19 protein-coding genes and 1 tRNA gene are annotated in these 16,667 nt (G+C 67.1%); 13 read left to right on the top strand and 7 right to left on the bottom strand.

What is annotated here, in order from left to right; genetic code table 11:
• Position 1: 1 nt before the first annotated feature.
• Genes nuoK through ACFYRU_RS06280 form a run of 7 tightly spaced genes read left to right on the top strand, consistent with a single transcriptional unit; the run spans position 2 to position 7,186 of the window.
• A complete protein-coding gene (gene nuoK / locus ACFYRU_RS06310) occupies positions 2-319 on the top strand; it encodes an NADH-quinone oxidoreductase subunit NuoK (RefSeq protein WP_387653621.1) in 318 nt (105 codons plus the stop codon).
• Complete coding sequence (locus ACFYRU_RS06305) at positions 316-2,082, top strand: NADH-quinone oxidoreductase subunit L (RefSeq protein WP_387653618.1); 1,767 nt, start codon at positions 316-318, stop codon at positions 2,080-2,082. The genes nuoK and ACFYRU_RS06305 overlap by 4 nt, the downstream gene beginning before the upstream one ends.
• Entirely contained in the window at positions 2,079-3,632 is a 1,554-nt protein-coding gene (locus ACFYRU_RS06300) for a NuoM family protein (RefSeq protein WP_387653615.1), read from the top strand. The genes ACFYRU_RS06305 and ACFYRU_RS06300 overlap by 4 nt, the downstream gene beginning before the upstream one ends.
• Positions 3,629-5,080, top strand: a complete 1,452-nt coding sequence (locus ACFYRU_RS06295) for an NADH-quinone oxidoreductase subunit N (protein ID WP_387653612.1) — start codon at positions 3,629-3,631, stop codon at positions 5,078-5,080. Before ACFYRU_RS06300 ends, ACFYRU_RS06295 begins: the two co-directional genes overlap by 4 nt.
• A gap of 53 nt (positions 5,081-5,133) precedes the next feature.
• Positions 5,134-5,586: a hypothetical protein gene (locus ACFYRU_RS06290; protein ID WP_387653609.1), complete on the top strand. Its 453-nt coding sequence runs from the start codon at positions 5,134-5,136 to the stop codon at positions 5,584-5,586.
• A gap of 31 nt (positions 5,587-5,617) precedes the next feature.
• Positions 5,618-6,154, top strand: a complete 537-nt coding sequence (locus ACFYRU_RS06285) for a GNAT family N-acetyltransferase (protein ID WP_387653607.1) — start codon at positions 5,618-5,620, stop codon at positions 6,152-6,154.
• A gap of 18 nt (positions 6,155-6,172) precedes the next feature.
• Positions 6,173-7,186 carry a lactonase family protein gene (locus ACFYRU_RS06280; protein ID WP_387653604.1) on the top strand — a complete coding sequence of 338 codons (1,014 nt, stop codon included), beginning with the start codon at positions 6,173-6,175 and terminating at the stop codon, positions 7,184-7,186.
• On the opposite strand, the gene ACFYRU_RS06275 is transcribed toward ACFYRU_RS06280, so the two are convergent.
• Both ACFYRU_RS06275 and ACFYRU_RS06270 read right to left on the bottom strand, forming a co-directional pair.
• Positions 7,183-7,479, bottom strand: a complete 297-nt coding sequence (locus ACFYRU_RS06275; protein WP_387653601.1) for a hypothetical protein — start codon at positions 7,477-7,479, stop codon at positions 7,183-7,185. The genes ACFYRU_RS06280 and ACFYRU_RS06275 overlap by 4 nt on opposite strands.
• Positions 7,476-8,342, bottom strand: a complete 867-nt coding sequence (locus ACFYRU_RS06270; protein ID WP_387653599.1) for a phytanoyl-CoA dioxygenase family protein — start codon at positions 8,340-8,342, stop codon at positions 7,476-7,478. The genes ACFYRU_RS06275 and ACFYRU_RS06270 overlap by 4 nt, the downstream gene beginning before the upstream one ends.
• A gap of 103 nt (positions 8,343-8,445) precedes the next feature.
• On the opposite strand from ACFYRU_RS06270, the gene ACFYRU_RS06265 reads away from it, so the two are divergent.
• Together ACFYRU_RS06265 and ACFYRU_RS06260 are read left to right on the top strand one after the other, a co-directional pair.
• A complete protein-coding gene (locus tag ACFYRU_RS06265) occupies positions 8,446-9,225 on the top strand; it encodes a helix-turn-helix domain-containing protein (protein ID WP_387653596.1) in 780 nt (259 codons plus the stop codon).
• Between the two features lie 10 nt (positions 9,226-9,235).
• A complete protein-coding gene (locus ACFYRU_RS06260; RefSeq protein WP_387653593.1) occupies positions 9,236-9,967 on the top strand; it encodes a hypothetical protein in 732 nt (243 codons plus the stop codon).
• Between the two features lie 3 nt (positions 9,968-9,970).
• Here the strand turns inward: ACFYRU_RS06260 and ACFYRU_RS06255 are convergent, their stop codons facing one another.
• The 3 genes from ACFYRU_RS06255 to ACFYRU_RS06245 all read right to left on the bottom strand — a co-directional run bounded on the left by ACFYRU_RS06255 (position 9,971) and on the right by ACFYRU_RS06245 (position 11,772).
• Positions 9,971-10,885, bottom strand: coding sequence for a phosphotransferase (locus ACFYRU_RS06255; protein WP_387658026.1), 915 nt, complete (start codon positions 10,883-10,885; stop codon positions 9,971-9,973).
• 76 nt (positions 10,886-10,961) lie between these two features.
• The gene (locus ACFYRU_RS06250) at positions 10,962-11,153 is read right to left on the bottom strand and encodes a hypothetical protein (RefSeq protein ID WP_387653591.1); all 192 of its coding nucleotides are present in this window, start codon (positions 11,151-11,153) and stop codon (positions 10,962-10,964) included.
• 127 nt (positions 11,154-11,280) lie between these two features.
• Positions 11,281-11,772 (bottom strand): YajQ family cyclic di-GMP-binding protein, encoded by a 492-nt coding sequence (locus ACFYRU_RS06245; RefSeq protein WP_387653588.1) that lies wholly within the window; start codon positions 11,770-11,772, stop codon positions 11,281-11,283.
• Between the two features lie 81 nt (positions 11,773-11,853).
• Between ACFYRU_RS06245 and ACFYRU_RS06240 the strand changes: the two genes are divergently transcribed.
• Both ACFYRU_RS06240 and ACFYRU_RS06235 read left to right on the top strand, forming a co-directional pair.
• Positions 11,854-11,939 (top strand) — tRNA-Tyr (locus tag ACFYRU_RS06240).
• A gap of 386 nt (positions 11,940-12,325) precedes the next feature.
• Positions 12,326-12,808, top strand: a complete 483-nt coding sequence (locus tag ACFYRU_RS06235; protein ID WP_387653585.1) for a hypothetical protein — start codon at positions 12,326-12,328, stop codon at positions 12,806-12,808.
• A gap of 99 nt (positions 12,809-12,907) precedes the next feature.
• On the opposite strand, the gene ACFYRU_RS06230 is transcribed toward ACFYRU_RS06235, so the two are convergent.
• Positions 12,908-13,672 (bottom strand): hypothetical protein, encoded by a 765-nt coding sequence (locus tag ACFYRU_RS06230; RefSeq protein ID WP_387653582.1) that lies wholly within the window; start codon positions 13,670-13,672, stop codon positions 12,908-12,910.
• Positions 13,673-13,845: 173 nt separating this feature from the next.
• Between ACFYRU_RS06230 and ACFYRU_RS06225 the strand changes: the two genes are divergently transcribed.
• Both ACFYRU_RS06225 and ACFYRU_RS06220 read left to right on the top strand, forming a co-directional pair.
• Positions 13,846-14,751, top strand: a complete 906-nt coding sequence (locus ACFYRU_RS06225) for a GNAT family N-acetyltransferase (RefSeq protein WP_387653568.1) — start codon at positions 13,846-13,848, stop codon at positions 14,749-14,751.
• Positions 14,752-14,838: 87 nt separating this feature from the next.
• Positions 14,839-15,762: a phosphotransferase gene (locus ACFYRU_RS06220; RefSeq protein ID WP_387653559.1), complete on the top strand. Its 924-nt coding sequence runs from the start codon at positions 14,839-14,841 to the stop codon at positions 15,760-15,762.
• A 26-nt stretch (positions 15,763-15,788) separates the two neighbouring features.
• Here ACFYRU_RS06220 and ACFYRU_RS06215 read toward each other — a convergent pair whose 3' ends face one another.
• Entirely contained in the window at positions 15,789-16,643 is an 855-nt protein-coding gene (locus ACFYRU_RS06215; protein WP_387653557.1) for an alpha/beta fold hydrolase, read from the bottom strand.
• Positions 16,644-16,667: the final 24 nt, after the last annotated feature.

Here is a 16,667-nt window from a genome sequence, read left to right as displayed (position 1 = left end):
CATGCCGTTGGTCCTCCCACTGCTGCTGGCGGTGGTGCTGTTCTGCATCGGCGTGTACGGCGTCCTGGCCCGGCGCAACGTGATCACGATCCTGATGTCGTTCGAGCTGATGCTGAACGCCGTCAACCTGAACCTGGTCGCCTTCGATGCGTGGCGGGTGGACGAGTCGACCGGCCAGACCCTCGCGGTCTTCGTGATCACGCTGGCCGCCGCCGAGATCGGTCTCGGGCTCGCGATCGTGCTGCTGCTGTTCCGCAGCCACGGTCACGTCGACGCCGACGCGGCCCGGGACCTGCTCGAGCGCGAGGAGGCGTCGTGATCGCCACCGCGTGGCGGGTCGTCGGCGTCGGCTTCTCGCTGCTGGTCGTGCTCGCCGCGGCGCTGCTGCACGGCGTCACGCCGCAGACGACGATGGCCGGCGGCGCCATGATCGGCGAGGACTTCTGGTTCTCGTACGAGTTCCGCACCGACGGGCTGACCGTGCTGATGCTGGCCGTGGTCGGTGTCGTCTCGGCCTGCGTGCAGGTGTACTCGATCGGCTACGTCCGCGAGCGCATCGCGTCGTACACGGCGCTCGTCACGCTGTTCACCGCGGCGATGGTGACCGTCGTGATCTCCGACAACCTGTTCGTGCTGCTGATCGGCTGGGAGGTGATGGGCGCCTGCTCGTACCTGCTGATCGGTCACTACTGGGAACGTCGCGACGCGCGGGCTGGCGCGATGAAGGCGTTCCTGATCACCAGGCTCGCCGATGTCGGGTTCCTGTTCGGCCTGTTCGTCCTCGGCGTCGGGTACCACACGTTCCGGATCTCCGAGCTCGGCAGCGGACCGATCGAGTCGCACACGCTGACCATCGGCACGTTGCTGCTGCTCGTCGGCGTGGTCGGCAAGTCGGCACAGGTCCCGTTGCAGACCTGGCTCCCGGACGCGATGCCCGGCCCGAGCCCCGTGAGTGCGTTGATCCACGCGGCCACGATGGTTGCCGCGGGCGTCTTCCTCATCGCTCGGTTGTTCGACCTGTTCGTCAAGGCCGAGACCACGTTGACCGTGCTCGCGGTGGTCGCCTGCGTGACGATGCTGTTCGCGGCGTCCTGTGCGATGGCGGCGGTCGAGGTGAAGCGGGTGCTCGCGTGGTCGACCGTGAGCCAGTTGGCGATCATGTTCTCGGGGCTCTCCCTCGGTACGCGGGACGGCCGGCACGCGGCGCTCTTCCACCTGCTGACGCATGCCGCCTTCAAGGGCCTGCTGTTCCTCTGCGCGGGCGTGCTGCTGCATCAGGTCGGCAGCGCCGCCTTCGTCGTACTCCGCCGGTACTCGCGACGTGGCGCGCTGCGGAAGCGGCTGCCCTGGACGTTCGTGACGATGACGATCGGGCTCGCGGCACTCGCCGGCGTACCGGGTCTGTCCGGGTTCTTCTCGAAGGACTCCGTGGTCGAGGCGGCCTGGGAAACGGCGCGGGACGGCTCGGTCGTCGGGTGGATCGTGCTCGTGTCGGTCTGCCTGACCGCGATGATGACCGCGTTCTACTGCGTGCGGATGTGGTTGTGGATCTTCTTCCGTACGCCGGCCCTCGCCGGGGCGGTCGGCGCGTTCGAGGACGACGACCCGATGGCGGACCTGGACGAGCCGGATGCCCGCAAGCTCCATGAGGGTTCGTGGTTGATGCTCGCGCCGATCCTCCTGCTGACGATCGCCGCGATCGGGCTCGGCTACACCGACGGCGTGCACCTCAAGTGGCAGATCGCGTTGATCACGACGGTGCTCGCGGTACTCGGGGCACTTCCGGCGTACTCGCTGTGGAGCCGGGGCGCTGACCCGCGGCCGGTGCTGCTGGAGCGTGAGTACGGCTTCGATCCGGCGTACCAGCGGTTGTTCGTCGTACCGGTGCGGTGGCTGGCCCGGTTGACGGTCGGCGGGGATCGGGACGTGATCGGGGCGTACGTCCGCGCGACCGGGCGGGCCGGCGTACTCGCGTCGGCCGGGTTCCGGAAGTTGCAGACAGGCAACGTGCAGACGTACCTGACCGCGGCGGTGGTGGGTGTGGTGGCGCTGGCGATTCTCGCGGGGGTGATCGGGTCGTGAGCCAGTCGTTGCTGATCGCCTTGCTCGCGGTGCCCGCGTTGACGGCTGTGGTGTTGTGGGGTCTGCCGGTGGTCATCGGTGAGCGGGTGGCCGCGATCGTCGGGTCGGCTGTGTCGGGGCTGGTGCTGATCGGGTCGCTGTTCCTTTGGTGGGACATGAACCGGCCGCATTGCCCGTGCACCTACGAGGCCGTCGCCATGTATGGCCCGCTGCCGAGGACCTTGCCCGGGAAGTTGTTGCCGTTCGCTCAGACCGACGTGTCCTGGATCCCGCAGCTCGACGTGCGGTTCCACCTCGCGGTCGACGGCATCTCGATGCCGCTGATCACGCTGACCGCGCTGCTGGTCCTGCTCTGCTGCCTCTACTCGCTGAAGATCACGCCGCGCATCGGACGGGTCCGTTCGCTGATCGCGCTGCTGCTGGTGATCGAGACCGGCGTGATCGGCACGTTCGCGGCCGCCGATCTCGTGCTGTTCTTCGTGTTCTTCGAGGTCGTGCTGATCCCGATGTGGCTCGTGATCGACATCTGGGGCGACCACCACGACCGGCCCGGGCGCCGGCGCGCGGCGAACACGTTCGTGCTGATGACGGTGTTCGGGTCCGCGCTGATGCTGCTCGGGTTCCTGCTGATCCACCGGCAGACCGGGACCTTCGACGTACGGTTCCTCGGCGAGCATCCGCTGCGCGGTGGGCACGGGATCCCGCTCGCGGCGGCCGTGCTGATCGCGGTCGGGCTCGCGGTGAAGATGCCGCTCTGGCCGCTGCACATCTGGCTGCCGGACGCGCACGCGAAGGCGCCGACGGTCGGGTCCGTCCTGCTCGCGGGCGTCCTGCTGAAGCTGGGCAGCTACGGCATGATCCGGATCCTGCTGCCGATCCTGCCCGGCGCGACGACCACCATCGCGCCGTACCTGGCCGGCTTCTCGGTGGTCGCGATCGTCGCCGGATCGCTCGCCTGCCTCGCGCAGACCGATGTGAAGCGCCTGATCGCGTACTCGAGCGTCGGGCACATGGGCTTCATCGGGCTGGGGATCGCGACGATGTCGCCGGAGGGCCTGAACGGCGCCCTGTACGCGAACATCGCGCACGGCATCATCACCGGGCTGCTGTTCTTCCTGGCCGGTGCGATCAAGGACCGGCACGACACCAGCGACCTGCGCGCGCTCGGGCGTGCGTTGTACGCGCGGCTGCCGCGGATCGGCGGCCTGCTCACGTACGCCTGTCTCGCGTCGCTCGGGCTGCCCGGGCTGGCCGGGTTCTGGGGCGAGATGCTGGTCCTGCTCGGGGCGTACCACCCGGCGAACTCGTTGCCGCGGACAACGTTTATCGTGCTGATGGTCATCGCCGGACTCGGCGCCGTACTGACAGCCGCGTACTTCCTGCGGCTGATCCGCGACCTGTGCCAGGGTGATCCGGCCGAGTATCCGCCGACTCCGTTCGCCGTCGACCTCAGCCGGATCGAGCTCGTCACGTTCGGTCCGCTGGTCGTACTGACGGTGTTCCTCGGACTGTGGCCGTTCACGCTGCTGAACGAGTGGGTGACGCTATGACGCTCACGTGGACGGATTGGCAAGCAGTTGCCGTACCGCTGATCCTCGCGATCGGTGCGATCGCCGTACTGCTGATCGACAGCTTCTGGAAGAGTGCTCCGGCCGAACTTCGGCACCTCGTCGTCACCTTGCTGACCAGCGTGGTGATCCTGTTCGGGCTCGTGTTCGTGTGGGCGCAGCGGGACGACTTCAAGCCCGCGTTCTGCCGTCCGGCGGTCGAAGGGCCGGCCCAGTGCAGCCTGGTGTTCGAGCCGTTGACGGCCGGGCTGTGGGCGGTGCTGCTGGTCGGTGCGCTCGGCGTCGTCGGCTTGTCGACGTACCGGCTGCTGGCGCGCGACGTGCCGATCGGTGAGTACCACTTCCTGCTGCTCAGCGCGCTGACCGGCGCGACGGTGCTGGCCGGCGCGCGGGACCTGGCGACGCTGGTGATCGCGCTCGAGGTGGTGTCGTTGCCGACGTTCGCGATGGTCGGGCTGCGGCGCGACCGGCGCGGGGCCGAGGGCGCGCTGAAGGCGTTCCTGGTCTCGGTGCTGTCGACCGCGGTGATGCTGTTCGGGGTGTCCTACCTGTACGGCGTGACCGGCTCGCTGTACCTGGCCACGATCGCGAACCGGTTGAGCGACCTGGATCCGGACACCGCGCGGGTGGCGTTCGCGGCCGGGCTGTTCGTGATCGTCGGGTTCGCGTTCAAGATCGCGGCGGTCCCGTTCCACGCCTGGCTGCCGGACACGTACGTCGGTGCGCCGGTCGAGGTCACCACGTTCCTCGCCGTCGTGTCGAAGTCCGCGGGCGTCGGCGGGTTGCTCGTGGTCGTCACGTCCGGGATCGCACCGGCCGGGTCGGAGCTGCGTACGGTGGTAGCGATCCTGGCGGCGGTGACGATGACGGTCGGCAACCTGGCCGCACTGCGTCAGGTCGAGGCGGTACGGCTGCTCGCGTGGTCCTCGATCGGACAGGTCGGTTTCCTGCTCGCGCCGCTGGCGGTCGGGGACGCGCAGGTCGTCGTCGGGTACTTGGCGGCGTACGTCGTGGTGACGCTCGGGGCTTTCGGAGCGGTTGCTGTGGTGCAGCGGCATCGGCCTGGTGGGCTGCTCACCGACTACCGGGGCATGGTCCGCTCGGAGCCTGGCCTTGCTGCGGCGCTCATCTTCTTCCTGGTCGTGCTTGCCGGTCTGCCTCCGGGCCTAGCTGGTTTGTTCACCAAGTTCGCGGCGTTCCAGGCGGTCATCGACGCACACCTCGGGTGGCTGGCGATCGTGATGGCGCTGAACGTGATGATCGGGCTGGCTGTCTACCTGCGGTGGATCACCGAACTCTTCCGGCTGCCGGCCGACGACCCGTTCTCCGTGGACATCGAAACGCCTGCCGTCACGATGCTGACGCTGTGCGCGGCACTCACCGCCGTACTGTCGGTCCTGCCGAGCATCATGTTCGCGCTGGCCACCTGACAGGTTCCGGTCACGCGCGGTGGAGTGCGCCTGTGGGTGGCTAGCTTCGAGGCATGATCCTGCGAGGTGTCCTCGTCCTGGCCGTGCTGGCTGCTGCGGCCGGGTGTAGTTCGAACGGCGCGCCGCGGTCTGTTCCGAGCACGTCCGTGAAGCCTGCCGAATCGACGAAACCTCCAAGCCCGGTGGTTCCAGCGGCGAAGGACGGGCAAAACTACAAGGCTTGTGTGGACGGCAACTGCCAGGTGCTGATCCGCAAGAAGGCCGTGATCAACCTCCGTGGTGACAAGTTCACTGCGACCGTTACCGCCGGCACGCTCAAGCTGACGGACGCCAAGGGATACATCTCGCTGAGCAAGACCGGCAGCGACGCCAGCCGCAGTGGTGGTGGCAGTGTCGGCGGCGGCAACGGTGGAGTCAGCTGGAACGACCAGGACGGCCCGCTGCACGTGGCCACGCTGACCTACGCCGACGGCGACACCGTCATCGTGAACTTCCTGACGAAATGAACGCCTCGTACTAGGCCCTAGGCTAGGGGAGGTGATTGATGTGCTCGACCGAGTTGCTGCTCTTGCCGTCGCCTACGAGCTCGGTGACGTGTTCGCGGCCGCGTTCGGTGCGCCCGGGTACGACGACGAGCGTGCGGACACCAGCTACTTCGCGACCGAGATGCTGCCGAAGCACTCGGAACGCGACGATTTCAAGCTGGTCGCGGCCCGGCGGGACGGGCGGGTCGTCGGGTTCGCGTACGGGTTCACCGGGCAGCTCGGGCAGTGGTGGCCGGACCGCGTGTCCGCGGCGGTCGGGCCGGAGCTGACCGCGGAGTGGATCGGCGGGCACTTCGAGGTCGTCGAACTCGCCGTCCATCCCGACGCCCAGGGCCAAGGCATCGGCTTCGCGTTGATGACCGAGTTGATGCGCGGAGTGCGGAACCGGCGTGCGCTGCTGACGACGTACGCCGACGACCGTCCGGCGCCGCGCCTGTACCGACGGTTGGGGTGGCAACTACTTGTCGCCGACCTCGGCTGGGGGAGTGCCCTCTACGGGCTGGACACAGGAGTGCCCTCAGGCCGTTGACCTGGCAGGGTATGAGGCATGACTTCTGAGCGGATCTATGTCGGGAGCTACACCAGCCAGGCCGGCGGCGGGGACGGGATCGCGTTCGGCCCGCTGGACGGGATTCAGACGGTGGCGACGGTGGCCGACCCGTCGTTCCTGGTCAGGTCCGCGGACGGGCGGTTCCTGTACTCGACCGACGAGACCGACGACGGCAGCGTCGCGGCGTTCGCGATCCAGCCGGACGGTGGTCTGGAGCTGCTCAACCAGCAGCCGACCGGCGGCGTGCACCCGTGCCACGTCGCGATCGACCCGTCCGGCCGGTACCTGCTGTCGGCGAACTACACCTCCGGTTCGGTCGCGGTGCATCCGCTGAACGAGGACGGTTCGCTCGGCGAGCGGGCGTACTTCGTCCAGCGCTCCGGCATCGGACCGAACGCGGATCGCCAGGAAGGGCCGCACGCGCACCAGATCGCGTTCGACCCGGCGGGTGCGTACGTGTTCGACATCGACCTCGGCTCCGACACCGTCTACTCGTCGACGCTGGGCGCGGACGGCTCGCTGCACGAGGTCGATCGGCTGCGGATCCACCCGGGCGCCGGGCCGCGGCACATGGTGTTCCACCCGACGGCCGGCGCGGCGTACGTGATCAACGAGCTCGACTCGACGCTGACCGTCTGCAGTTACGCCGACGGGAAGCTGCAGATCGTGCAGACGGCCTCGACCCGGCCGGCCGACTCGCCCGGCGAGAACTACCCGGCCGAGCTGCTGATCTCCGCCGACGGCCGGTTCCTGTACGGGTCGAACCGCGGCGACAACACGATCGCCGTGTTCGCGGTCGCCGACGGCGGGTTGTCGGTCGAGCTGGTGCAGACCGTCGCGTCCGGCGGCGACTGGCCGCGACACCTTGCCTTCAGCAACGACGGGACCCAGCTGTACGCCGCCAACGAGCGCTCCGACCAGATCGCGGTCTTTGCCATCGGCAACGGCCTGCTGACCGACCTGGGTACGACGGTCAGCTGGCCGAAGCCGGTGTGCGTCCTGCCGGTCTAGACGAGCTTCTCGAAGAAGAACTCGTGCTTGAGGAAGGACACGTCGTACTCGTGACCCGGGTACGGCGGGTTCAGCTGGGAGGCCTGGAACAGCCGCCAGCCGTCCTTGAGCGCGTCGAGCCCGGTCGCGTACGGCGGCTCGTCGGAGTCACCCGTGGTGGGGTGGGTCTCGCCGGTGCCGTCGTACTCCGACCAGCCGACCGTCCGCGCGTCCAGCGCCGACGAGGCCAGGTACAGCACCAGCACCTGCTGGCGGAGACCGGTCTGCACCGGGGTCTCTTGCGTCGCGGTCATGCCATCTCCTTCTTGTTCGCGGCGTGCGGGTTGTCGACCCGGTTGGCGATGACGCGCTGCGGGCGGTTGGAGACGCGGGTGACCCAGTAGTTCGGGTCGTACGTGTCGTCGCCGCTGATCGCCCGCCACATCAGGATGCGGTTGTACCGCTCGAGCCGGCCGGTGGCGTTCTCGTACCACGGGAAGTTCTGCTCGAGCTCGGCCGCGACCTGCTCGTCGTACAGGTCCTCGACGTTCCAGAGCCGGACCTGCTTGACGGTCGGGTTGAAGCGGATCTTGAACATGTAGCGGTCGATGTCGCTGTCGTTCTTGCGGCCGCCGTGCCAGATGCCGTGGTGCAGGAACTGCACGGTCCCCGCCGGGCAGACCAGGCGGGTCTGGCCGAGCAGGTTCTGGTACCGGCCGGTGTCGGACTCGTTCGTCCGGCGCAGGTGGCTGCCCGGGACGCTGAGCGTGCCGCCCATTTCCAGCGTGACGTCCTGCGGGTAGTACATGAGCTGGACGTCGAAGGCGTCGGTGCGGACGTCGATGATCGCGTCACCGTGCAGGTTCTGCGCCTCGCCCTCGTGCGCCTTGCGGATGTGGACCGCGTGGTGGTCGACGGTCGGCTCGGGACCGACCAGGCTGTGGATCGCGCCCGCCACCTCCGGCAGTTGCACCAGCCGCTGGACGAAGTCGCTGTCCACGAACGCCTCCGACAGCGGTGTGCCGTACGGAACACCCGGAATGCCGTTCTTCAGGACCTCGATCGCCTGCTGGTTCATGTCGTCCGGTACGACGGCGTCCATCCGGAGGGCGCCGGTGGCGACGAAGTGCGCCATCTGCACCGAGGTGAGCAGGTGCTTGCGGTGCGGTTGGGGCATCAAAGACTCCCTGTTCGCGCTAGTGGTCACTACTCCTCCATTCTGCGATCGGCCACCGTTTTCCCGCGTGGGTTGTGATCACTACTGGTGGTAAATTCTCACCGTGATCGAGCTGCATCTGACGCAACCGCCGGAAGTGGTGAACGCCGGCGCCGGAATCCACGGAACCCGTGGTCCGCGGGACGTCTTCCGGCTTCCGGACCTGTGGCAGCTGCACCTGTACAACTACTCGGCCGAGCTGACGCTCCTCGGTGAGACGTTCTCCGTCGCGCCCGGGTACGTCTCCCTGACGCCGGCCGGGACGCAGGTGCAGTTCGACTACCGCGGGCGGTCCGAGCACCTGTACGCGCATTTCCGCCCGGTTCCCGTCGGCGAGCCGTCGTACGTTCCCGTCGTCCAGGACGCCGGGGAAACCGCGCCGCTGCTGTCCAGGCTGCTCCGGTCGGCGATCGAGTCGTCGCCGTCGGGGTCGGCGCGGACGACCGCCGAGGTGTGGGCGGCGTTGTGGCGGATCGCTTCGTTGACCCCGGCCCGCGTCGAGGCGGGGCATCCCGCCGTCGCGTCGGCGATCGCGCACATCGAGGCGCACCTGGCGCAGCCGCTGACGGTACCTTCGCTGGCCCGGGTGGCGGGCGTCTCCCACAATCACCTGACCCGGTTGTTCGTCGCGGAGACCGGGTCGACGGTGATCGCGTACCTGCGCCGGCGGCGGATGGCGCGGGCCCGGCATCTGCTCGTTTCGTCGACGCTGTCGATCCCGGCGATCGCGGCGTCGGTCGGGATCCCGGACCTGCAGGCGTTCAACAAGACCTGCCGCCGGGAGCTCGGCGCGGCGCCGCGTTCGGTGCGCAATGCGGTGGCTGTGACCGGGTCCGGGGTCTAGCGTTCGCGGCATGTACGAGTTGATCCCGGCCGGTGACGCCCCGCAGTACGACGCCGAGGCCGAAGTGCGGTTCGCCGAGGACTGGCCGGAGTTCATCTTCCACGACGCCGAGGTTGCGAAGTACCGCGACCGGCGAGTCTCGTACTTCCCGCAGTGGGAGTTCTACTTCTTGGGGGACGGCCGCTTGATCGCCGGGTGCTGGGGCGTGCCGCTCGCCTGGGACGGCACGGTCGCGGACCTGCCCGGCGGCTTCACGGACGCGCTGGCGCGCTCGGTCACGTCGTACGAGGAGAACGTCGTACCGAACACGTTCGTCCTGATGGCGGCCGCCGTACGCTCCGACGAACAGGGCCAGGGCCACGCCGGCCGCGTGATCACCGCCGTCCGCGACCACGCCGTCGCGAACGGCCTCCCGCAGGTGATCGCCCCCGTCCGCCCGACGTTGAAGTCGAGCTACCCCCTGACCCCGATCGAAACCTTCATGACCTGGACCCGCTCCGACGGCCTCCCTCTCGACCCCTGGATCCGCACCCACGTCCGCCTCGGCGCCACCCTCCTGGCCCCCGCCCCCGCCTCCCAAACCATGACCGGCTCAGTAGCCGACTGGGAATCCTGGACGTCCATGCCCTTCCCCACCACCGGCACCTACACCATCCCCCAGGGCCTGACCACCCTAGAAATCAACCGCGGCTCCGACACCGGCCTCTACATCGAACCCAACATCTGGCTCCGCCACGCCTGAGACCTATCGGACTGCCAGGGCGGCCAGGCCTTTGGTGAGGATGTTCTTGGTTACTTGGAGGGCGTAGGGCTCTTCGGGGCCGGTCAGGGCCTGGTGGGACCAGCCGATTACGTCTTCGAAGGCTCGTACGTGGCGGTAGTAGTGGACGGCTTCCTCGTCGAGGGTGTGGGGGCCGTAGCCGGTGAGGAAGGCGTTCAGCTGGGCGGCGGTGGTGGGGCCTACGTCGCCCATGCCGCCGAGCATGAACATCAGGTCCTGTTCGCGGGGTGCGTAGATGACGTCGTCCCAGTCGATCAGGTGCAGGTGCTTGTCGACGAGCACGTTGCCCAGGTGGGGATCGCCGTGGCAGACCACTCGCGGTCCGGTCGGCTCGGGTGGACGGTTGGTGAGCAGGTCGGTGAGTACGTCGTCGTACTGCTTCCACACCGCCGCCAGTTCCTCCTCGACCTCACCCTCCGGCGTTTCGAGCCGCGTACGTACCTCCTCGGCCAGCGCTGGCGTACGCGCGTCGATGTGGCTGTGCTTCGGCAGCGCATCCCGTAGTCGTGGCGGTGGCTCCGCGTCGTGCACGCGCCGCAGGAGTACGCCGTACTCCGTCCACTGCTCCTCCGTCAGCCCGGTCTCCGCCGCCCGCGGCCCGTCGATCCACGGCGTCACCGTGAGCCGCTTCTTCGCGTGTACGCTCCACAGGCCGCCGTCGACGGTCCGGATCAGCTCCGGTACGCCGGGCAGCCCGCTGTCAGCCAGGAACGCCGCCACCTGATGGCCCGTGTTCGTACCGGCACCGCTCCACTTCACCGCGTACACGTTGGTGGCCGTCGCCGCCTTCCACACCTGCGCCGCGATATCCGCCCCGAACGCCACCGGTGTGAGCTCCACCACCTCAAGCCCGAAGTCCGCCAACAACCACTTCCGCATCAACGTCACACCCACACCCGCCAGCATGCCCGCCAACCGCCCACCGAAGCGACCCGATTAGCGGGCATGCCCGGGCTCAGGCGAGTACGGCGCTGAACCGCGACTCGACGTCGTCCGACTCGAGCACCCGAACGCGTACGACATCGCCGGCCGCGGCGCGCGCACCGCGGACGAGCCCAGTCGCACCCGAATCCGTCGCGACGAACAACCCGAACGGCTTCGACGCCACCACGGTCACGTCGATCACGTCACCCTCCGAGGGGAGCATCCTGCTCACCCCCTTCCACCACTCAGGGCGAGGCGGGGTGGCGGCGACGGCACGCGGCCAGTGGTCCTTCCGTCGACGGCCTGCGTGTGCTCCGGATCACCCTCGGCTCACCGCAGGCCATCGTACGTCAGCGGTAGTTGACGAACTGGACGGCGAAGTCGTAGTCCTGGCCCTTGATCAGGGCCTGGACCGCCTGCAGGTCGTCGCGGCTCTTGCTCGACACCCGGAGCTCGTCACCCTGGATCTGTGCCTTCACGCCCTTCGGGCCCTCGTCCCGGATCAGCTTCGAGATCTTCTTCGCGTTCTCCTGGGTGATGCCGGCATTGATCGACGCGTTGATCTTGTAGATCTTCCCGGACAGCTTCGGGTCCTCGGCCTCCAGCCCCTTGAGCGAGATCTGCCGCTTCACCAGCTTGTCCTTGAACACGTCCAGGACCGCGTTCACCCGCTCCTCGGTGTTCGCCTGCATGTCGATCGACTCCCCGGACCACTTGATGCCGGCATCCACGTTCTTGAAGTCGAACCGCTGGCTGATCTCCTTCGCCGCCTGGTTCACGGCGTTGTCCACCTCCTGGTGATCCACCTTGTTCACGATGTCGAAGGAGGACTCCGAAGCCATGGCACTTCCTTTCCGATTTGCTGTCAGGGCCACTACCTGTTGTATCGTCTCCCACGCCGGTTCACGAACCGGCAGCACCCTGGCGGGTTGCCCGAGCGGCCAAAGGGAGCAGACTGTAAATCTGTCGGCGTATGCCTACGCAGGTTCGAACCCTGCACCCGCCACCAGCAAGACAGCAAGCGCACAGTGGCCCGTGACCTGCGGAAACGCAGATCACGGGCCTCCGTCGTATCCGGAGTTCGGCTTCGTCCGTCGCGACCGTCAGCCGCTTGAGGGCTGTGCTGGGGTGCGCCGGCGGTCAGCTGAAGGTGATCCCCGCGTGGCGCCGGTCGTGCGGCCGGGCAGCGTGGCGCTTCGCGATCTGCTCAGCGGTCAGCACCTTCGCGCCCTGGCCCACGTCGGGGTCACGGTGTTCGGGTGAACCGGCTTGCAGTATGCCGCCGGCAGCGGTCCCCCGAATCGGCCTTGACAGTGCCACCTGTCGTCGAGAGCATTAATACGGCTAGGCCCAAAGGCTCCGCCCTGCCGGCCGGGCGTCATAGGGGGAGAGGCCATGCGTTCTAGACTTGCTGCGGTCATAGGGTTCGCCGCTTTGCTCGTGACGGTCAGTGCGACGCCGGCCAGTGCCACCACGAACACCATTAGTATCGGTTCAAACGCGACGCTGAGCCACCGGCTCCTGATTTCAGTTCCGGTGACCGTCGTCTGCGATCCGCTCACGGACACCTTCATCGACACTTCCGTCAGTGTTAACGTGCAGCAGGCCAACGGCAAGCAGATTGCGACCGCGACGGGGCAGCTGTTCTCTCGTTCGACAAACTTCCTCACCTGCGACGGTGTCACGCTGAACCATGTGGTCGTCCAAGCGACCCCGAACGCCGGCAGCCCGCCGTTCCACGGCGGTCCAGCTTTCGCCACAGCCAGCTTCAGTGTTGAATACGGAATCAACCCCCTCTTCCCCGGCTGTGGATGTTTCCAGGTCACCAATTCCGACAGCGGGAGCAGCCTGATCACTCAGGTCTCCTTTGGAGGGTAACGCGGCGCCACCCCGTTTCGGACTCAGTACGATTCAATGCTGCCAGGGCACCGGCCACGAACCGGCGAAGGGCGCCGACAGCCAGGTGTTCCACCAGCGCTAACGCGGATCCTCGATGGTGGTGAGAGACGCGACGAGGAGCCGAGCTTCGTCGAATCCGGCCGCAGCCTGATTGGTTCCGACCGCCGCGGTGACCAGGTCGAAGGTTCGACGGTCGTGGGCGTACATCCCCAATCTGGTCTCGGGGCTGCTCGCGAGAAACCCGGCCACGGCGCCGGCCACCATCTTTTGGTCGAGAAGCACTGCGGCATGGGCGAGGTGCACGAGGTCGACGTGCTGCTGCTCAAGATCCCCGATTTCAGTGCGGATCCCGAGCGCACCAAGAAGCAGGGGAACGGCCTCAGATGTGCGGCCGAGAGCAAGGAACGCAACCCCCAGCCCGCTGAGGCCATTCCCCGTCAGATTCACGATGCCCACGCTCGGCGCCAGGCCCAGGACGCGGAGAAACTCACCGCCGGCGGCCTCGGGTTTGCCTTCGCCGAGGAGGAGAAACCCGGTTTCCTGCCGGGTGTACGCCTCGAGCTGAGCGTTCTCCGCTGCGATTGCCATGGCGAGGGCGGTCTCCAGGTGAATACGCGCCGACCCAAGGTTGTTCTCTTTGAGACTGACGATACCGAGGAACGCATGGACCTCCATCACCATCTCGGTCCGCCCGCCCGCCTTGGCCGCAGCCATGGCCTGCTCAAAGAACCGACGGGCAGGGACGAGCTCGTGTCGCATCTCGTGCCGGCGTCCCAGCCGGAACAATTCGGCGACGTGCTGCGGTCCGGCCAGGTCCTGCGTTGGTTGCATCCGATCCTTCATGAAGCGATTGTCGCTGCTTGCTTCATCGGCCGCTGAAGCAAGACTGACACCGCACCGGCCGGGCGAGCCGCATCAGGTCTGGTTCTGCGGCGCTTCAGCGATGCGTGCTGTGATGGTGGCTGCGTGCATGAGGCTGAACGGCTCGAGTTGCCTCGGGTAGAGATGAGTGGGAAATGAACGACAGCGGGACGATCTCGATCCGGACCGCCGAGTCCAATGACGATCTCGAGCAGTGGCGCGAGGTTCGGATGACGGTCGCTCCCGGCGAGCGCGCCGCGACCGTATCCGAGATGCGGGCCATGGAACATCCAGGCAGGCTCCTCCTGATTGCGGAGCAAGACGGACAGGTTGTCGGCTCCGGAATTGCGGACGACTCCGATCTCGCGGGGGTCGGCTTCGTCTGTCCGCGAGTCGTTCCAGGCGCCAGGCGCCGAGGAGTTGGAACTGCGTTGCTATGGTCTCTCGTCGAACACAGTCGGACCCGCGGGCACACTGTGGTGTCGACGGGCATCGACGATCCAGACCTCATGCCATTCGCCGAGCGTTTTGGCTTCGCTGAAGTTGATCGTGAGATCGAGCAGATTCGTGAGGTCGGTACGGAACTCGATCCGGAAACTCCGGCCGGGGTCACGATCGTCACCGTCGCGGAGCGCCCCGAGCTCTGGCCGGAGGCGTATCACCGGGTCTACGGAACCTTCTCCGACCTGGCGCTGACCTCCGCGTTGGAGGTGTCGCTCGAACAGTGGAATCGGGATTGGATCAACGCGCCGGAGGCATCGTTCGTCGCCTTGGTCGACGATCAGGTCGTCGGCGTGGCGTCACTCAAGCTCGATACCGACCATCCCGATCGTGCGGAGAACGGATATACGGCGGTCCGTCGTGAATTCCGTGGCCGCGGCATCGCGACAGCCCTGAAGCGGAAGACGCTCGCCTGGGCGGCAGCGCACGGTGTGAAATCCATCTACACCTGGACGCAGACCGGCAACGACGACATGCGCAGTTTGAACGAACTCCTCGGCTACAAGAATTCGTCGATCAGCATCCGTGTCCAGGCGCGGCTGCCGCTTGCGCGCGACTGATTGGTGTCGCCCGTACGGAAGTCCGCCTGGTGCGGTATCGGGCGGACCGGAAGCGTCCTCGAGTGGATTCAGCACGAGGTAGCGGCGGTGGATCTCGCCGTCTCCGGGAGGATTGAGATTCTCGGTGTCGGGCCCTGGTCGACGGTCCTGCGGATCGAGACCGACAAGCAGCCCGTGTTCTTCAAAGCCACCGGCGTACGAGAAGTAGTGGGCACGCTCGCGCTCGGTCGTCGGCTTCCCCAGAACATGCCGGAATTGATTGGTGCCGACGTCGAGCGTGGCTGGTTGCTCATGGTCGACGCGGGCGAAAGGCTACGCGAGCGTATTCGCCCGACGAAGGACGCGACACTGTGGAGCGGGATCATGTCCCACTACTCAAGGATTCAGCGCGATGTGGCCGATCACGTCGGAGCGCTCTTGGAGATGGGTGTTCCTGACCGGCGGTTGGCGCGGTTGCCGGCGTTGCTTACCGAGCTGATGGATGACGCCGCATTCTGGCGATGCGGTGAATCGCGTCGTCTTACGCCCGACGACCGTGGCCACATCGAGGCCGCGCTGGTGACGCTTTCGCGGACCTGTGACGAGTTGGCGGCCATCGGGATACCCGAGTCAATTGATCATGGCGACCTGCACGATGGAAATGTTCTGCTCGGGGCGGGGCAAGTAAAGTTCATCGATTGGGGTGATATCGCAGTCACGCACCCCTTCGTTTCGCTTCGAACACTTTTTGTCAGCATAGAAATCTCGCTCGGACTTCCGGAATACTCGTTCAGCCCCGCCATGATGGCCTTACTGCAGGAATATTTGGGATCGTGGGCGGAGGTGGCAAGTCCACGGGCGCTCGAACGCGCGTTTGAACTCGCACAGTGTGTTGCCCCGGTCGTCCGCGCGCTCTCATGGCACGAGGCGGCGTGTGCCTTGGAAGGCGCTGTGCGCAGGAAGTACGTCAACACAGTTCGTGAGCTTCTGCTTGAGTTCGTCCTGTACACGTCGAAAGTTCGCCAGGACTGAGGCAGGACGAGTGACAGCGGCCGCGGTCAGGCGTCGCGGAGGAATGGGAGTAGGTGCTCGAGGGTCTCGGCTGGGGCTTCCTCGGCCATGAAGTGGCCGGCGTTCACAGTGGTGCCGGAGACGTTGTCGGCCCATTGGCGCCAGATGTCTAGGGGGTTGCCGTACCAGTGGGCGACGGCGCCGGAGGGGTCCCAGAGGGCGAGGACGGGGCAGGTGATTCGTTTGACTCCGCGGTCGGCGGCGTCGTGGGTGCAGTCCGTGGTTGCGGCTGCGCGGTACTCCTCGCAGATGGCGTGCACGGTGGCGGGATCGCGGAAGTGGCGTACGTACTCGGCCCGGATCTCGGGTGGGAACGCGTCGTCGGCCGCCCAGGTGTCGAGTAGGTGGTTGACGAACTCGTCCGGGGCGCCGGCGATCAGGGTTTCTGCGATCGGGGCGGTCAGGAACGACCAGACCCAGTAGCCGAGGGCGAAGTTCTTGTCCGCTCGGTCGAACGCTTCCACAGTCGGGACGATGTCGAGTACGGCGAGCTGCGTCACCGTCTCGGGGTGGTCGAGGGCCATTCGGTACGCGCACCGGGCGCCGCGGTCGTGGCCGACGACGGCGAAGGTGTCGTACCCCAGCGTCCTCATCACCTCGACCTGGTGCTGGGCGAGCGCACGCATCGAGTACTCGCCGGTGGAGGTGCTGTCGCCGAAGCCGCTCAGGTCTGTGGCGATCACGCTGTACTCGGCTGCCAGCGCCGGCGCGACCCGGTGCCACATGACGTGTGACTCCGGGAAGCCGTGGAGGAGTAGCACCGGGGGACCGCTGCCGCCGCGGCGGCCGTGGATCGATGCGCCGGGAACCTGTACGTCGAACTCTTCGAAACCGTCGATCACGTCCTACCCCGTACCCCGCGGCGG

The sequence above is a fragment of the Kribbella sp. NPDC004536 genome (assembly GCF_042873835.1).
GTDB lineage: Bacteria > Actinomycetota > Actinomycetes > Propionibacteriales > Kribbellaceae > Kribbella.
This window is presented reverse-complemented; position numbering and strand designations above follow the sequence as displayed.